This window comes from Lactobacillus sp. UMNPBX1 (genome assembly GCF_002554085.1).
GTDB classification, from domain to species: Bacteria; Bacillota; Bacilli; order Lactobacillales; family Lactobacillaceae; genus Lactobacillus; species Lactobacillus crispatus.
In genome coordinates this window covers 56,586-73,198 of record NZ_PCZI01000007.1, presented here as the reverse complement: position 1 = coordinate 73,198, position 16,613 = coordinate 56,586, and the positions used below count along the sequence as shown (strand labels likewise).

14 protein-coding genes, 2 pseudogenes and 1 riboswitch are annotated in these 16,613 nt (G+C 35.3%); of the genes and pseudogenes, 8 read left to right on the top strand and 8 right to left on the bottom strand.

Annotated elements, in window-relative coordinates; translation table 11 throughout:
• Nucleotides 1–640 precede the first annotated feature (640 nt).
• Nucleotides 641–1,090, bottom strand: coding sequence for a GNAT family N-acetyltransferase (locus CP352_RS05515; protein ID WP_089143411.1), 450 nt, complete (start codon nt 1,088–1,090; stop codon nt 641–643).
• 231 nt (nt 1,091–1,321) lie between these two features.
• Here CP352_RS05515 and CP352_RS05510 point away from each other — a divergent pair, with 231 nt between their 5' ends.
• The 7 genes and pseudogenes from CP352_RS05510 to ltrA all read left to right on the top strand — a co-directional run.
• The gene (locus tag CP352_RS05510; RefSeq protein ID WP_089143412.1) at nt 1,322–2,671 is read left to right on the top strand and encodes an MATE family efflux transporter; all 1,350 of its coding nucleotides are present in this window, start codon (nt 1,322–1,324) and stop codon (nt 2,669–2,671) included.
• 617 nt (nt 2,672–3,288) lie between these two features.
• Nucleotides 3,289–4,083 carry a M1 family aminopeptidase gene (locus CP352_RS05505; RefSeq protein ID WP_233186913.1) on the top strand — a complete coding sequence of 265 codons (795 nt, stop codon included), beginning with the start codon at nt 3,289–3,291 and terminating at the stop codon, nt 4,081–4,083.
• Between the two features lie 116 nt (nt 4,084–4,199).
• Entirely contained in the window at nt 4,200–5,051 is an 852-nt protein-coding gene (locus CP352_RS05500; protein WP_089143414.1) for a hypothetical protein, read from the top strand.
• 140 nt (nt 5,052–5,191) lie between these two features.
• Nucleotides 5,192–6,499 (top strand): glycosyltransferase, encoded by a 1,308-nt coding sequence (locus CP352_RS05490; RefSeq protein WP_023488544.1) that lies wholly within the window; start codon nt 5,192–5,194, stop codon nt 6,497–6,499.
• Nucleotides 6,499–7,596 carry a glycosyl hydrolase family 8 gene (locus tag CP352_RS05485; RefSeq protein ID WP_060462562.1) on the top strand — a complete coding sequence of 366 codons (1,098 nt, stop codon included), beginning with the start codon at nt 6,499–6,501 and terminating at the stop codon, nt 7,594–7,596. Before CP352_RS05490 ends, CP352_RS05485 begins: the two co-directional genes overlap by 1 nt.
• A 366-nt stretch (nt 7,597–7,962) precedes the next feature.
• Nucleotides 7,963–8,628: pseudogene (locus tag CP352_RS05480) on the top strand (transposase).
• 389 nt (nt 8,629–9,017) lie between these two features.
• A pseudogene (ltrA, locus tag CP352_RS11550) lies at nt 9,018–9,994 on the top strand (group II intron reverse transcriptase/maturase); the annotation flags it as partial.
• 66 nt (nt 9,995–10,060) lie between these two features.
• Here the strand turns inward: ltrA and ribH are convergent.
• The 4 genes from ribH to ribD are packed head-to-tail and all read right to left on the bottom strand — an operon-like array spanning nt 10,061 to nt 13,367.
• Nucleotides 10,061–10,525: a 6,7-dimethyl-8-ribityllumazine synthase gene (ribH, locus tag CP352_RS05470; protein ID WP_005722846.1), complete on the bottom strand. Its 465-nt coding sequence runs from the start codon at nt 10,523–10,525 to the stop codon at nt 10,061–10,063.
• A gap of 14 nt (nt 10,526–10,539) precedes the next feature.
• Nucleotides 10,540–11,718 carry a bifunctional 3,4-dihydroxy-2-butanone-4-phosphate synthase/GTP cyclohydrolase II gene (locus tag CP352_RS05465; RefSeq protein ID WP_060462467.1) on the bottom strand — a complete coding sequence of 393 codons (1,179 nt, stop codon included), beginning with the start codon at nt 11,716–11,718 and terminating at the stop codon, nt 10,540–10,542.
• Between the two features lies 1 nt (nt 11,719).
• Nucleotides 11,720–12,316 carry a riboflavin synthase gene (locus CP352_RS05460; RefSeq protein WP_057726819.1) on the bottom strand — a complete coding sequence of 199 codons (597 nt, stop codon included), beginning with the start codon at nt 12,314–12,316 and terminating at the stop codon, nt 11,720–11,722.
• Nucleotides 12,309–13,367, bottom strand: coding sequence for a bifunctional diaminohydroxyphosphoribosylaminopyrimidine deaminase/5-amino-6-(5-phosphoribosylamino)uracil reductase RibD (gene ribD, locus CP352_RS05455; RefSeq protein ID WP_013086230.1), 1,059 nt, complete (start codon nt 13,365–13,367; stop codon nt 12,309–12,311). The genes CP352_RS05460 and ribD overlap by 8 nt, the downstream gene beginning before the upstream one ends.
• A 112-nt stretch (nt 13,368–13,479) precedes the next feature.
• A riboswitch (FMN riboswitch) is annotated at nt 13,480–13,594 on the bottom strand.
• A 199-nt stretch (nt 13,595–13,793) separates the two neighbouring features.
• On the opposite strand from ribD, the gene CP352_RS05450 reads away from it, so the two are divergent.
• Nucleotides 13,794–14,588: an SDR family NAD(P)-dependent oxidoreductase gene (locus tag CP352_RS05450; RefSeq protein ID WP_089143415.1), complete on the top strand. Its 795-nt coding sequence runs from the start codon at nt 13,794–13,796 to the stop codon at nt 14,586–14,588.
• A gap of 63 nt (nt 14,589–14,651) precedes the next feature.
• Here CP352_RS05450 and CP352_RS05445 read toward each other — a convergent pair whose 3' ends face one another.
• The 3 genes from CP352_RS05445 to CP352_RS05435 all read right to left on the bottom strand — a co-directional run bounded on the left by CP352_RS05445 (nt 14,652) and on the right by CP352_RS05435 (nt 16,526).
• Nucleotides 14,652–15,065: a DUF3021 domain-containing protein gene (locus tag CP352_RS05445; protein WP_089143416.1), complete on the bottom strand. Its 414-nt coding sequence runs from the start codon at nt 15,063–15,065 to the stop codon at nt 14,652–14,654.
• A 1-nt stretch (nt 15,066) separates the two neighbouring features.
• Nucleotides 15,067–15,504, bottom strand: a complete 438-nt coding sequence (locus CP352_RS05440) for a LytTR family DNA-binding domain-containing protein (RefSeq protein ID WP_060462470.1) — start codon at nt 15,502–15,504, stop codon at nt 15,067–15,069.
• A 158-nt stretch (nt 15,505–15,662) separates the two neighbouring features.
• A complete protein-coding gene (locus CP352_RS05435; RefSeq protein ID WP_089143417.1) occupies nt 15,663–16,526 on the bottom strand; it encodes a LysR family transcriptional regulator in 864 nt (287 codons plus the stop codon).
• Nucleotides 16,527–16,613 lie beyond the last annotated feature (87 nt).

The window sequence follows — 16,613 nt, the reverse complement described above, 5'->3', positions numbered from 1 at the left end:
TCTTTTCTTTATTCAGCCATAGGATAACAAGACCGCCCACAGATTAGCTATTTCTGCTTCTTTCTTGCGTTGGGTTCAAAGAACCTACCGAAGTCCTAAACGGATTGCTTACCGTAAACTTTCACTTGATGTGCGTTCTATATATTGTACCTAATAGTATCATTTAATCTTGCCGATTAAGCTACTCGTTCTTTTCTGACCTGTTATAGCATACTTTTGATCGCATACGTCACAGCAAACAAGCTTGTTGGTCATTACATTGAGGTTCCAATTAAGTTTTCCGCCTTAATTATTAGGTCAAAAACCCTGATGCAAGCTGATTTTCACATCAACTTATTGTGCTTGCCAGCTCAGAAAAAGCCTTACGCTGAAATACATTGACTACCATCGCCTGGCAGAAAGTCTTTTGGACCTATCTCTGATAAGAATATCTCCAAGATTCAGAAAACAGCAGGTATCCTTGCTGTTCGCCTTATCTGACTTACAGGTAATTTACGGAAAGGATTATCAGTCCGTTATACATCCGTATCAGCAGCGTCTTCTATAATATAGAAGAATGCGTTGTTAGACAAATGATATTACTCGAAAATTAAAAATATTTTTGTCAAGGGAAAAAGGAATAACTAAATATAACTGTTTACTACTTTTTTTTATCCAACTTCATCCTCAAAATTGGATAGGGATTGCCCTGATCATCAGTTGCAGATCGTTCTACTACTTTAAATCCCATGTGTTCATAGAAGCCAACTGCTTGTGGGTTTTGTTCATTGACAGCTAATTCATCAATGTTTAACTCTTGAATACCGTAATTCAATAATTTGCTGCCATATCCCTTGCTGCGTGTTTGCGCATCAATGAAGAGCATTTCAACTTTTTGGTCATTGATTCCCATAAAACCTTTAATTTGCTCATGATCGATAATTATTAATAAATGCTCCACTTGTTTAAATGCTTGTGGTACATAGTTGCGTATTTGCAAGATTTCATCATTGTTTAAAAATTTATGTGTGGCGTGGACACTGTTTTCCCAGATGGTTAAAGGTTTTTGTTCAGTTGGTTGATTAAGTTTACTGATTTCTTTAATTTGCATAGTAATTTCCCTCAAATATTTTGGTAATAGTTTAGCATAGATGGAGATTTCTCTGAGGCTATAAACAAAAAACAATGACACTTACCGAATTAAAAACGCCATTGCATCTAATCAAAGAATTTGTTTAAATTAACATATAATACATGAATATCAAGTAACATAAGTGACCTAGAATCATGAGGATGACTCCCAAATAATTTTTTAGGTTGCTTTTTCTTTTGAGGCAAACAAATGGACGAATTATTTGCAAAGGCACCAATTAAGCAAGTTTATTTTAAATTATCGTTACCTGTAGTCTTGGGTATGATCACTACCATGATTTATAATCTGGCAGATACAATGTTTGTTGCCAAAACAGGCGATACTAATCTAGTTGCAGGAATTACGATCGGTGCGCCACTTTTTACTTTTTTAATAGCTGTTGCCGACATTTTTGGTTTAGGTGGTTCGTCAGTTATTTCTCGCTTATTTGGTGAGAAAAAATACGAGCTCAGCAAAAGAATCAGTAGTTTTTGTCTGTATGGTGGAGCGATTACTGGGCTGCTTTTGACAGTAATCTTGCTAATCTTTGAACATCCTATTTTAACTATATTAGGAGCCAAGGCGGCAACTTATAGCGATGCAGCTGATTTTTATCGTGTGCTTTCCATTGGAGCAGTCTTTATTATTCTGAGCCTTATTCCACAGAACTTAATTCGAACAGAGGGATTGGCAGTTGAGGCGATGATTGCCACAATGACAGGAACTATTTTAGCTATCATTTTAGATCCAATTTTTTTATTTGTTTTAAAGTGGGGTGCTACAGGAGTAGGAATTGCCAATATTTTAGGTTATGTTGTAACTGACTTGATTTTAGTAATTATGATTCTGCAAAAAGCAAGATTCATTACTCTAGATCCCAAGTTAATTAAAATTAATGCTGAATCAATCAAGGAAGTAGTAGCAATCGGTATTCCTGGATCAATTACTAATTTTGCTCAAAGCTTTGGCATGGCTTTATTGAATTCGTCACTGGCAATTTATGGTGCTGATAAGGTCGCTGCAATGGGGATTACACAAAAAATATATGGAATTGTGATTTTGGTGATTGTTGGTTTTGCCTTTGGTGCACAACCTTTATTAGGCTACAACTATGGTGCTCAAAATTGGCGGCGGCTTAGAGATATTCTTCGCTTTGATATTTTAGTTCAAGTTGTATATGCGGTAATTGTTGGTGGATTATTAATTGTTTTTGCCCGTCCTGTCACAGCATTATTCATGAATCAGCCGGATATTGTTAGTGCCGGTAGTTACATGTTGTTAGCTACGATTGTTACTACGCCTGTAGTAGGAATCGTATTGGTTTATACAACTGTTTTCCAATCTGTTGGTAATGCTTGGGGTGCCTTTATTATGGCAATCGCTAGACAAGGTGTGATTTATTTTGTGGTTCTAGAATTGATGAAGATGACGCTGGGCTATCACGGTATTGTTTGGTCTCAAGCAATTAGTGATATATTGACATGTGTAATTGGTTTCTTTATTTATGAAAAAGCTTTGGATTTAAAAGATAAGATTGAAAGCGCAAAAAATAAAGAGTAAATAAAAATGAGAGAAAAGTTAGTGCAGATATTTCTGATTCAGATGATGCAAGTAACTACAATATAGTTAGAGAATTAGTAGAAGGATAACGTTGAGATGATGAGTGCCTTTTCTGACCTTAGAATTAATTTTTTGCACTATCTGGTCTTGATCATTGATGATGAATAATTTTTTGATCATAATTAGCATAAGAATTGGTTAAATCAAAGCATCATAATGACCGTTTAGCATGTAAATAGACTATCGAAACATTATTTAAATATTCAATAACTGAAAAATAAATCTTTTTATAGAAAAATATATAACCAAACCTAGTGATTGAACTGAGACCTAAAAGTGTCTAACTTTTAGGTCTCAGTACAAGAGGCAAAATTTACAACCTTTCTTTTTGTTTCCCATATCTAAGCGATTATCGTAACGGAAAATGGAATTATCATCCCTATAATGATTAAGGGGAAAATCGTAATCTTGCAGTCAGCGATTATCAAGCTGAGATCTACGCTCCAAAATCTTACAAAGTCGTAACAAGTGGTGAAAGTCATACCAAAGATGGTAAAACTACGGTTGTTGCTAAAGATATACGTGATTTTGTAATTGTGGCTTCTAACAAGTTCAAGGTGAGTTCTACCAAGGCAAATGGCATTAAGATCAATAATAATTATTATGCTGGTAAAAGTGCCAAGATTTATAACCAACTTGCAAAGCAGACAGCAGTGGATAGTATCAAGCTATTTACTAAAAAATATGGGCCATATCCATATTCCGAATTAGATCTTACCGAATCGCCATTTAGTAGCGATACTGGAGGTATGGAATATAGTGGCTTAGTAATGATTGCTCAAGATACTTTTGCTCGCAAAAAAGCAGCTTCTAAGGAAGATTATGACAGCGTCATTGAAGATGTTAGTCATGAAGTAGCACATCAATGGTTCTTTAATACTGTGGGTAATGATGAATATACTGAACCTTGGCTTGACGAAGGAATGGCAGAATTCTCAGAAGATATTATTTTCGATCTAACACCTACCAAAACTAGTGCCCTTTACCAAGAAATGATGAAAACCAAGCAAGATGCTTCGCTTATGAAGGACGTCAAAAAATTATTGAACCAACAGTTAAAGACTGCCGTTAAAAACAAACAAGGAATGATAATAAATTATCCGCTTAACAAAATCCCTAAGAAATATGATGAAGCTGATACTGCCTATAATGGTGGAAAAAGTTTTTATTCCCTGTTGCGTTATCTAATGGGTGAAAAGAAATTCGACCAAGCTATGCGGGATTATTATCAAACCTATTATCTAAAACAAGCAACCGGTAAAGACTTTATTGCGATCATCAAAAAACATGATAATTCCAAAGCTGTCAATGATTTGATTAAGCGCTATATTTCACCGAAATATTTACAATAAGTTTTAAGCTAGTAGAGAAAATCTACTAGTTTTTTTCTATTCTTGCATTTCTTTGCTTAAATTATTACAATAAAAATTTGTAAATAAATAGCATAATTGAGGATGATGTTATAAAAATGACTAGAAAGTATTTTAAATTAGCAGGTTTAGCTTATCTTGCCAGCGTTACTTTCCCGATATTGTTATTATGGCTAGCAAGATTATACCCAGCTAATGTCTTTAATGGCCTAGTAATGATTTTGATTTTGGCGATTTTAACTAGCTTAATCTTTTCAAGAGTCGATGTTACTTGGCTGATTTTAATTCTTACCACGATTGGAGCAGGATTCTTACTGTTAGGCTATGTAGTAATGCCAGTTAAGGAAAAATTTTTATTATTGATTGCTTATCCCATTGAGGCTAGTCTAGTTACCGTCATTAGACAGCACATCATTCGCTGGAGCTTTTTTACCAATCGCAATGACGAAATTCGGTATTATAATTCGCTTTATGACCGGAGGTTAAAGCTAAGAACTTTCGATAGTGCGGAAAAATTTTATCAGAATGAACTACATAAAATTGAGCAGCATCCCGAACTCGATTTATGGTCCAACGTTCAAATTGTGAGTTGGGATCAACATAAGCAGTATGCGGAAGCTCATCCTAATAGTCATGATCGGATCCTGAAGCAGATTACTAAAGTTTTGAAAAATAATCGACTTAAGGGGGAGTTTATTTACTTTATGGGAGATGCGACTTTTTTGATAATTTCGCCAGAAATCCCCAATGAATTAGTAAAAAAGGTCAATCACATCGTTGATACAAAATTAAGCGAGTTAGAGTTGCCGATTCCTGTTTCGCTAAAACATGCGAGTGTCTATATTAATGTCGACAATAGTGATAGATTTCCTGATTTGATAGCTGTAATTCGTTTTTTGCGTCGTGAATTGGAAACTGAAATTGTGACTGAATACATAAAGGAAAGATAGCAAAATGAACTGGTTTTATTATTTGTCCGTGATTATTTCTGTAATCTTTGCAATTGCATTTTTAGTGATTTTTTTCTGTGCTTATAAAATTTATGGCAATATCGAACAGGCATTAATGAAGAGTCAGAAAGGAGAATTGGATGACTGAAGGCTTTCAGATATTGACTTTGATTTCAATTTGGTTATCGATTCTATTTTCATTAATTACGCTTTGGGGAGGAGTGCTTTTCTGGTTAAAACACAGTAAAGAAATTGCTAAAATTACACCACTTGAGTATTATCCTACCGTTTCTATTGTTGTACCGGCTCATAATGAAGAAGCCGTTATTCAAAAAACTAGCAAAGCAATTCTGAACTTGAATTATCCAGAAGATAAAGTCGAAATTTTGATTTTTGCTGATAATTGCACTGATCGAACAGCGGAATTGGCTGAAGCCATTGGCAATCGGACTGAATATCAGAAACGACAGTTTAAAGTGATCAGAAGAACTGGTGAAGGTGGTAAATCAGGAGTTTTGAACGATGCGCTTAAGATGATCCACGGCGACTACTTATGCGTTTATGATGCCGATGCGATGCCTGAAGAAAATGCCTTGTATTTCTTGATCAAAAAGGTATTGGAAGATCCAGAACGTTATGTGGCTAGCTTTGGACGAAATAAGACGCGGAATGCAAAGCAAAACTTTTTGACTAGCTGTATAAACTTGGAAATTGTGGTAACGCATCGAATTCAGCACTGCGGAGTTTGGCAATTATTCAAAATTGGGCGCATTCCGGGCACTAACTTTGTGATTAAGACGGCTTTTTTAAAAGAGTTAGGTGGTTTTCGTTCTGGTGCTTTAACTGAAGATACTGATTTGTCATTTACGATTTTGGGCACTGGTAAATTAATTGCCCTAGCACATAATTCTGAAGCCTTTCAACAAGAACCAGAGAAGCTAAAGGACTATTATTATCAGCGTTTGCGGTGGGCTAAAGGTAATTACGAAGTAGTAATTAACAATTTTCGGCATTTATTTGACCATAGTAATTGGCGGGTCAAACTTGAAACTTTTTATATGTCCAGTATCTTTTTCTGGTTTAATGCAGCAGTAGTCTTATCAGATATCTTTTTCATTGTTAATCTGATTTTTGCAGTAATAAAAATTTGGGTACCAACAGTTGAGATGCCATTTACTTTTACTGCTGGGAATCTATTGCTCAGTCAAGTATTACTTTTTAATTGGTTGTTGATGATTCTACTCTATGTACTCCAAATCAGTGTGGCTGCCAGTACCCAATTTGGTCAGGTTACAACTAGACAACTTTGGCTTGCTGTGGCATCATATTTTACATACTCACAGCTGTTTATCATTATATCGATTAATGCGGTTTGGTCAGCAATTGCTGACAGACTTTTCCATCGCGAAGCAACGAAGTGGGTAAAAACAAAGAGGTTTACAGATTGATGTTAAAAAACAAAAACAGGATTACCCCAATTTTGATCTTACTGACTATTGGGCTTTTTATTGCCATCATGTTTTATGTCCGTGGTAGCAATAACCGCACCTTGTATCGCAATTTGTACCGCCAATGGGAGGAAGACTATGTGGTTGAAGAAAGTGATGGAAAAACTTGGATAAAAGCTGCACCACGCACAAGCTTGTCTGAAGGTCAAGGCTATGGCATGTTGATTTCTGCTATGGCTGGTGAAAAGGGGTGGGCTAAAAAAGAAGATTTTCAACGGTTATATCGGTTTTACCTGGCTAATCGGTTGACTATCGATGATCAACAAACTGAATTAATGTCATGGAAGCAAGTGGATAAAAAAGTTTATTCTACTAATGCAACTGATGGCGATTTATACATTGCAGAAAGTTTGATTAAAGCGGGAAAACTCTGGAACGAACCCAAGTACTTGCAGCAGGCTAAGCTATTATTAGCTGATATCTTACGTTATGATTATAATTCGACTACTCAGACGCTGACTGTTGGTGATTGGGCTAATAAGAAATCGAAGTATTATTACTTAATGCGAACCTCTGACGTGTTACCGACGTACTTTGATGATTTTTATCAGTTGACTGGTAATTCTCAATGGTTAACGATCAAGAAGGTAATGCTGACAAAACTATATCAATTGAGCAAGCAACATTCTTCTGGCTTAGTTCCAGATTTTGCTTGGATTAGTAAAAAAGGTGTTAGACCAGCTAAAGCTAATGAAGTAGCTGGAAAAAACGATGGTGATTATTCTGGCAATGCTTGTCGCGTACCATTATTTTTAGCTACTAGCAAAGATGCACGAGCAAAAAAAATTGTTACTAAAATGTTACGCTTTTTCAGCAAGCAAAAACAAGTGACTGCTGGCTATCAATTGAATGGTAAAGCGTTAAACAATTATGCTTCACCGAGTATTAGTGCTCCGATCTTTTTTGCAGTGCAACAATTAAAGAAACCGGAATTTGATAATTTATTTGTTTCACAACAGTATGTTTTTACTAATCGTTTGACTGATACGAATTATTACGATGCAGCATTAATTACATTGGTCGCTATGATGGAATAGTTTTTTTTATAAAGAAACAGTATCTTTTAGTAATTATAGTTGAAAGATACTGTTTTTAGAGACTGTAAAATAGTTTGTGTAAGGATGGACGATTCCTTAAATTTTATTCCCTAAACATTAGAAAAAGGAGCTCCTTTCTCGTATGATTGGTTTGAACAAAAAACAACATACAGAAAGAGGAACTCCTTCATGAATGATTTTACCAAAAATATTGCTCAAGCTCTATTCGATCAAGACAAAAACATAAAAACAGTGAAAAAAATATGAGTCCTGGATTTAAAATTGAAGTGCAACACTAAGTGTTAAACAAAAAGGCCATGAAGACCTAAACTTGAAGTGACGAAAAATCAAGAAAGGAAGATCTTCATGACCAATTCAAATTCTAGCATTTCTAAACAATATCATCAATTAACTAGCGTACAACGTGGTCAGATTCAGGCAATGCTGGATTCTGGCATAACTTCCCGTACTGTCATCGCTCAAGAAGTTGGCTGTCATAAATCGACAATCAGTCGCAAAATCAAACGCGGAAGCGTCCTGCAAAGAGACAGCAGCTATTTGTTGTATGAGCACTATTACGCTGATACTGCACAGATTTATTATGAGAAGCGTCGCAAAAACTGCTATCAGCGTAATTCATTGAAGCATTATGCTGTCTTTTTAAGAATGCTCTCAAGACGCTTCAAAGCTAAATTTGATGCCACCAGCATTGATGAATTCGTTGGTGAATTCAAAAAGACTATGCCAGGCTATCCTTGTCCCAGCACGCCTACTGTCTATCGTTATATTGATCAGGGCTTGGTGGACATGATCCGCCTATGAAGCTCAAAAGACGCAGGAACAAGCGTCATCACAGCCATGGCGGTCACGCTTTGAAGTAGTTATCAAGATTCCTGACTATCGGGCAAGCACATGAAAGACAAGTCAAAAGCTTATGTTCAACAGGCAACCAATGCCATTAACCACAAATATCGCCGAATCCTCCAATATCAGACAGCAGAAGAACTCTTCAAGCAATATATTTCTTCATAGCCTAACTGTTGCACCTAATTTGACAATTCAGGAAGAATTAATTATCATATTTCCCGCAAAAAAGTTGTTATGCAAAATTATCCTATCAAAGAAACGGGAGCTACCTACTTGCTAAAGCCATATGAGCTACTAGTAGAAAAAACTTATAATTAGACCTTTGAGTCACCAAGCCTATTAGTGCTTCGGTGGCTTTTTACTTGTGTGTCGGGCATGACATTTCATCTAATCCAATGAAAGTTTGGATCACGGGTAGTTGTCGCCAAGTGTAGTGAACCACAAGCTAGTAACAGTGATGTTATGGATGGAGGAAGTGGCTAGCGAGTTTTCCTAGCCTACGTACAGAAACCTGGTTAGGCCAAATGGCGGATAAGGCTGCGATACAGGTCGAAGTCCAACAGGCAATCGCTCAAGTACTAATGAGGATCTATGATCCTCACTTTAGCGAGCATAGCTATGGCTTTAGACCAAATCGCAGTGCGCATGATGCCATTGAACAAGTATTGGAATATCTTGATGATGGATATTAATGGGTAATTGATTTAGATATTGAGAAATATTTTGACACGGTCAATCATGATAAATTAATTTCAATAATTAGAGAACGAGTAAATAACAAAACCACCCTTCATTTGATTCGGTCATTCTTAAAAGCCGGTATCATGGAAGATGGTTTGGTTAAGCCCAATAAGATTGGCGTGCCTCAAGGCGGACCACTTTCGCCAATCCTGTCCAATATTTACTTGGATAAAATGGATAGAGAATTGGAACAAAGAGGTTTACGCTTTGTGCGTTATGCCGATGACTGCAATATCTTTGTCAAAAGCGAAAAGGCAGCTAATCGTGTGATAAAATCAATTTCATCATGGCTGGAAAGAAAGCTTTTCCTGAAAGTCAACGCAACCAAAACAAAGGTTGTCAGACCAACGAAGAGCAATTTCCTAGGCTTTACCTTCTGGAAAACGGGCGAACACTGGCAAGCAAGGCCGGGAGACGACCGTAAGTCCAAGCTTTATAACAAGATTAGAGAGCTTCTTTGTCGCAGAAAAGCAGCTGCTCAACCTCTATCGTTAGTCTTTACTAAGGTAAATCAAGTGGTCAGAGGTTGGATTAACTACTTTAAAATTGGAAACTGCCAAGAAGAATATACACTAATTTAATGCGGATTAACAAGGCATTAAAGTGTAATTTTAGCGACGAAGATATTCATAAAGTAGCTAATACGCGATTAGGTTGGTATAAACGCAGTACCGGACATGTCGTTAACTTTTTGCTTAGCCCAAAAGTATTGGGCATAAGCAAAGCGGATCGCCCAGGTTTGGTCGATCCGCTGAAATACTATTTAATTCGTAAAGAATTACAAATGTAGCGCCGGATACGGAACCGTACGTCCGGTGCAATGAGAGGGGGCGAGAATTAATCTCCCTCTACTCTATTACTTTATTTGTTTATTTAGCGAAATCATTTCTAATAGACTCTGAGCAGTAGAGGAACCTTCATTGCCAGCTTTTAAGCCGGATCGTTGCAAGGCTTGATCAATATTCTCAGTGGTTAAAATACCAAAAGTTATTGGGACTTCTGCTTTAAGATTCATCTGCATAATTGCGTTTGTAACATTCTGAATAATCATGCTGTAATGATCAGTCTCACCTTTAATGACAGCGCCTAAAGTCATAATACCATCGTAGTTATTTGAATTGAGAAGCTTATTAGCAGTAAAACCAATTTCAAAAGCACCTGGGACCCAATAGATATCGATCTGATCTTCAAGTACTCCAAATTGTTTTAAGCTAGCAATAGCACCATCAACTAAATGATGGGTAACAATTTCGTTAAACTTAGATGCAACAATTGCGATATGATAATTATTGTTTTTAAAATTTCCTTCGTAAATATTCATTTCTATGTTCCTTACTATAATGCTCCTAATAAATGATGGAATTTATCTCGTTTGGTTTCTAAATAGTCATGATTTACCTCATTAGCAGGAATCTCCAGGGGAATTCTTTTTTCAATAGTAATACCGTTATTTTCTAATTGATCAATTTTATCAGGATTATTAGTAAGCAAATTGATATGACTAATACCTAGATCTTTTAAAATCTTGGCAGCAATAATATAATTTCGTTCATCTGGCTTAAAACCTAAAATTTCATTTGCTTCATAAGTGTCATAACCTTGGTCCTGTAAACCATAAGCTTTTAATTTGTTAATTAATCCAATTCCGCGTCCTTCTTGTCGTAAATAAAGAATTATGCCACTACCATTTTTATTAATTTGCTTCATGGCAGTATGTAATTGATCACCGCAATCGCAGCGCATTGAGCCAAACGTATCACCAGTGAGGCATTCTGAATGAAGACGTACTAAAACTGGCTTTTTAGGATCAATCTTTCCTTTAATAATAGCTAAGTTTTCATTGGCGAAAGCCTTAATTTTGAAATTGCCATATTTAGTAGGAAGGTTTACAAATTCTGAGCGCTTACTCACTGGACTATTAATATATTCTTGTAATTCCGCAATTGTCAAGAATGGTAAGTGATATTCTTTAGCAATTTCTTTCAGTTGGGGACGACGAGCCATATGGCCATCAGCTTTCATAACTTCACAAATATATGCAACTTCTGGTTCGCCAGCAAGATGAGCTAAGGCAATAGAAGCTTCTGTGTGACCATTACGATTCTTGATTTGATCATCTTTAGCGACTAATGGAAAACAGTGACCTGGTCTAAAGAAGTCTTCTGGCTTGGAAGTAGGATCAGCAATTGCCTTGATAGTTGCCGCACGATCATAAGCAGAAATACCAGTAGTGGTGGTTTTGTAATCAACACTGATTGTAAAAGCTGTACCGTATGGATCAGTATTATTTTGTTCCATTTGGTAGAAATTTAAACGTTGGGCAATTGTTTTGCTTACAGGGGTGCAAAGTAAGCCACGAGCATGTTTGGTCATAAAGTTAACATTTTCAGGAGTAACTTTAGACCCTAAGCCGATCATATCACCTTCAGATTCACGATCTTCATCATCAGCAACAATCACTAAACCACCATTTTTCATCCATTGAATTGCATTTTGAATTTTTCTAACATCCATTTTAATTTCTCTTTTCTAAATTTTTTGCAACATATTTTCCGATAATGTCGGTTTCCAAATTTACTTCATCATTTATCTGTAAGTTGGCTAAATTAGTTTCGTCTTGAGTATGTGGAATTAGACCTACCGAAAAACTGTTATCTTTAACATCCATCACTGTTAATGAAACGCCATTTAAAGCAATACTACCTTGAGGTACGATCTGTGTTGATAATCGGGCAGGAAACTTAAACCAAATTTCAATTGCATTTTCATTCTGTGCTATTTTAGTAACTGTTGCCAAATCATCAATATGTCCCGTAACAAGATGACCTTCTAAACGTTGACCGACTTCTAATGAACGCTCAACGTTAAGTTGATCACCATTATGCAAATTCTTAAAAACAGTTTTCTTATAAGTCTGAGGCATCATGGTTACAACAAAACTAGTTTCAGTAAAACTTTCAACCGTCAAACAAGTCCCATTAATTGCAATTGAATCACCGATCGTTAGCTCATTAGTAAAGTCTGCAGGGCACGAAACGGTTAGCTTAATTGTTTGCTTGTGTTTATCAATTTTTTTAATATGAGCATCCCCGCGAACTAGACCACTAAACATGTTTTAATTCACCTGCAATTCGTTCATTGTTGCCAAAGGCTGTTTTTTTAACATTTGTTAAAGGAACAGTTTCGTTTGGTACTAAACCTGTTACGCCTTCATCTCCAAGAAAGATCGGCGCCGTATATTTAATTACTTCATTAACAAAAATTTCATTCATAATTGCTTTTTCCAAAGTAGGGCCACCTTCTACATAAACTGACTGGATTTCTTTTGTACTCAAATAATCAAATACTTCTTGGATCTTGTTTGTTGCTAAATGAATAATTTTGATTTTAGAATTAGTAAAGTTGTTTTTAGACATTTGCTTATTTTGAGTGAAAATCCAAGTGGGATTTGTATCACTTAATAAGCGAAGTCGTAAATGATTTAACAGCCGTCCGCGACGATCAATGATAATACGGATTGGCGGATAGTCACTTTTGACATTAGTTCTTAAAATAGGGTCATCAATGATAGCAGTCGAAGAACCAATCATAATTGCTTGATAATCAGCACGTTCAGAATGAACTTGCTGATACACTGCTTGATTAGTGATTGGAGTTCGCTGGCCGCGCATTGCAACTTTATTATCTAAACTAGTTGCTTCTTTGACTGTGATCCAGGGAAACCCATATTGGTAAAAATAGCTGTAGAATTTATTAAGTTTACTTGCGTCATCAGCTAAAACACCAGTAGTTACTTGAATCCCATTCTTTTGTAGTTGGGCAATTCCTTTTCCAGTAACCAGTTTGTGTGGATCGATTTGTCCAACTACAACACGTTTAATCCCACTTTTGATAATTAAATCTGAGCAGGGAGGCTGTTTACCATAATGGTTGCATGGCTCAAGGGTGACATAGAGAGTTGAATTAAATAATTGTTCTGGGGTTAATTTTGAAATGGCATCGCGTTCTGCATGATTTTGTCCATAATGGTGATGATAGCCAGTAGCTAAGACTTGACCGTTTTTAACAATTACGGCACCAACCATAGGATTTTTCCATGTTTGATAGCGACCTTTTTTAGCTTCTTCTAAAGCTAAATTCATATAAAAAGTATCTTTTTCCATTAAAATCACTTCCTCGTAGAGCAAAAAAGAACCTCGAGTATTCTCGAGGTTCAGTAATAATATTCAAAGTCAAATAATCAAAGTAAATGCAAATAAGCGTTACTTATTGGTTATCATTCTTCTATCATCTAGACTATACTATCGGTACCGATTATCGGATTCCACCGCTTTCGCGGGTTGCGGACTTCACCGCCGGTCAGGAATTTCACCTTGCCTCGAAGAACATTTATTTAATTCAACTTTATCGTAAAACTGAACTAGCTAAATGTCAATAATTAATTTAAGCGGTTACAAACAAAAACAGATTAAAAGCCTGTAGTTATCGTAAGTTAATCAATTAAAATTATTTAACTGTCACGCTTTACTTACTTTTTAGAAGCTAATATAATAGCTAGAAAGAAATTAATTATGTTGAGGTAACGAATTATGAAAATGAATCTTGAAGGGAAACTAGCTTTAGTTACAGGTTCTACTAAAGGTATTGGTAAAGCTATTGCGATTGAACTTGCTAAAGAAGGGACGAATGTCATTATTAATGGTCGTCAAAAAGTAACTGTTGATAAAATAGTTGCTGAAATTAAAGAAAATTATCCTGATACCGACCCACAATCGGCGCCATATGATCTTTCAGATGCCAAGCAGCGCAAGGAGTTATTTGAAAGATTCCCAGATATTGATATTTTGGTCAACAACATGGGTATTTTCAAACCAATGAATTATTTTGATATTGATGAAGCTACTTGGCAAAAATTTATTGATGTAAATGTGTATTCAGGTAATGCCTTAGCTAAGTTTTATTTACCAAAGATGCTTGATCAAGACTTTGGCAGGATTATTTTCATTGCTAGTGAAGAAGCCATTATGCCATCAGGTGAAATGCCACAATATAGTTTAACTAAGACAATGAACTTATCAATTGCCAAGAGTTTGTCTAAATTGACTGCAGGGACACATGTAACTGTGAATACAATTATGCCAGGATCAACTCTTACTGAAGGTGTTGAAACGATGATCAATGACATGTATAAAGATTCTAATCTGCCAAAAGAAGAATGGGAAAGTGACTTTATGAAGAATCACCGCCCACTTTCACAAATTCAAAGACTAATTCGTCCAGAAGAAATTGGTCGCTTTGTAACGTTTGTAGCTAGTCCATATGCGTCATCATTTTCAGGTGAAGCACTTAGGCTTGATGGTGGATTAGTACCAACAATTTTTTAATTCTGAAATTTAATAACGTACAAAAAGATGTGAACTACTAATGATGAACAGTTCGCATCTTTTCTATAGTTTCTGATTTACTTTTTGAATTTGAGCTTTAACTTGATGGTAAATGCACAGCCAAATGATGACGTAACCAACTATGTAACAAATTGTAAAAACAATTAATGGCGTAAAACTCATTTCAACCCAATCATTGAACAGATAAAAGAAAAGATAATCTATGTAAATTACCACTGCATTAATCAAAGTAGCAATGCCAAGTGACAGCTTTTCTACTTTAAAGATTGCACTAATACCTCCGGCAATGAATACTAGAAGCAAACTAGAAAGAATATTTTTGTTTATTTCTAGAACTGAAGTTGGATTATAATGAATGGCTAAATAGTAAGCATAATAGAAAATAGTTAAAATAAACGGTCCAAAACCAGCAGCAATTAGACCTCTTTTGGTAAAATTTGAGATAAATTCTTTCATTTTATTTCAGCTCCTTTCGAATTTTGCTAAAGCAGCGTCTGGAAACATAATCGCTAAGTCCATTTTTCATAACAATGTTTACACCAGCAGTCTTAGTTTCTTCAAAGCGATCAATATATATTTTGTTAACGATTGAAGACTTATTAATTCGCCAGAAATTATTTGGTAATTCATTGGTTAATTGATAAATACGCTTGCGGAGATGATACCTTTTGTTGTTTATGCAGATTGCAGTAATTTTATTATCAAGTATCGTGATTATCACAATGTCTTCTAGCTGTAAAATCACATGATCCTTATCATCATAGCCAATGATTGAATTCGAGTTGCCATTAGTTAAAACAAATTTTTCTAAATTATCAGTAAAAATACTTTTTTGATGAACTTGTGCTTGAACTATTTCATTTTTGTGAGGATTAATTAATAGTTTGAATTTCATTTTTGACTCCTTTCAAGATAGATTATATTTGATGAACATGAAAATAGCAGGATTTTGTAGTTATCGGTAAATTTATTAGAATAATCGGTTAAGATGATTAGGTTCTATACACCAAAAAACTAGTGCATGTTAAATTAATGCACTAGTTTTTCTTACTTCTAATCATATTTGCTCCATTGATCTTGCAACTTTTCAATTAAAGGCATGACACGATTTTTATTTTGCTTTAAATAGACAGCATAAAATTTTTGATGGGCTACTTTATCTGATAAAGGACGAGCAGTTCGATTATTAGGTAAATTCTGGCCCCATTGAGAATCTAAGCTAGTTAAGTTAGTGGTAAAGAAAGGAAGCACTGAATATTGTAAAATTTCGCTATATTCAGTTGATTCATTTTGAAAAATGATCTTGCTATCTGAGATTTCATCATGATAGATCTTAGTCCAAAAGCCAATTGGAGAAGGGCTTAAAATAGTTTTACCTTTAAGCTTCTTGAAGGATAATTCCTTATTTTTATTTAATTTGCATTCAGATTGAAGATTAACCGACATTGATTCTGTGCCTAGATAAGTTGAGGTAATATCACGGTCTTCAATTGGAAAGTTTATTAAAATGCAAGTTAGTTGATGTTCACTTAGTAGCTTTTCAAAATTATTTTCAACTAAATTATTCTTAATCTGGATATTTTTATCATGTAGAGATCGGAGGACAATTCCTGGTCCTGGAGCATTGAAGCCGACGACTAGGGTAGTCTGGTCTTTATCAAACTGTTTAACTTTTTTAGTGAAGTCTAAATTATCGTTGATTAATTTCTTGGCTTCAAGTGCTGTATATTTCCCGGTTTCGCTTAAATAAAGTTTATTAGGTTTACGAATAAAAAGCTTCACGCCTAATTCTTCTTCGAGTTTTTTCATAGAATGTGTCACAGCAGGCTGAGTCAAGCCAAGAAATTCTGCGGTTTTAGCGATGGTACCATATTTAGCATATGCAACTAATTCTTCAAGTAAGCAATTTTCAATCATAACTACATCTCTGTACTATAAATTAAATTTATCCTAGCATTAAAAAATGTGAATTTTCAAGTATTAATTAACTCAATATAATCATTT

What these genes read in the sequence shown, in the direction of transcription:
- CP352_RS05490 (WP_023488544.1), top strand. Translation starts at nt 5,192, where the DNA reads ATGACTGAAGGCTTTCAGATATTGACTTTGATTTCAATTTGGTTATCG.
- CP352_RS05445 (WP_089143416.1), bottom strand. Translation starts at nt 15,065, where the DNA reads ATGAAAGAATTTATCTCAAATTTTACCAAAAGAGGTCTAATTGCTGCT.
- CP352_RS05500 (WP_089143414.1), top strand. Translation starts at nt 4,200, where the DNA reads ATGACTAGAAAGTATTTTAAATTAGCAGGTTTAGCTTATCTTGCCAGC.
- CP352_RS05515 (WP_089143411.1), bottom strand. Translation starts at nt 1,090, where the DNA reads ATGCAAATTAAAGAAATCAGTAAACTTAATCAACCAACTGAACAAAAA.
- CP352_RS05510 (WP_089143412.1), top strand. Translation starts at nt 1,322, where the DNA reads ATGGACGAATTATTTGCAAAGGCACCAATTAAGCAAGTTTATTTTAAA.
- CP352_RS05485 (WP_060462562.1), top strand. Translation starts at nt 6,499, where the DNA reads ATGTTAAAAAACAAAAACAGGATTACCCCAATTTTGATCTTACTGACT.
- CP352_RS05440 (WP_060462470.1), bottom strand. Translation starts at nt 15,504, where the DNA reads ATGAAATTCAAACTATTAATTAATCCTCACAAAAATGAAATAGTTCAA.
- ribH (WP_005722846.1), bottom strand. Translation starts at nt 10,525, where the DNA reads ATGAATATTTACGAAGGAAATTTTAAAAACAATAATTATCATATCGCA.
- CP352_RS05435 (WP_089143417.1), bottom strand. Translation starts at nt 16,526, where the DNA reads ATGATTGAAAATTGCTTACTTGAAGAATTAGTTGCATATGCTAAATAT.
- CP352_RS05450 (WP_089143415.1), top strand. Translation starts at nt 13,794, where the DNA reads ATGAAAATGAATCTTGAAGGGAAACTAGCTTTAGTTACAGGTTCTACT.
- CP352_RS05460 (WP_057726819.1), bottom strand. Translation starts at nt 12,316, where the DNA reads ATGTTTAGTGGTCTAGTTCGCGGGGATGCTCATATTAAAAAAATTGAT.
- ribD (WP_013086230.1), bottom strand. Translation starts at nt 13,367, where the DNA reads ATGGAAAAAGATACTTTTTATATGAATTTAGCTTTAGAAGAAGCTAAA.
- CP352_RS05465 (WP_060462467.1), bottom strand. Translation starts at nt 11,718, where the DNA reads ATGGATGTTAGAAAAATTCAAAATGCAATTCAATGGATGAAAAATGGT.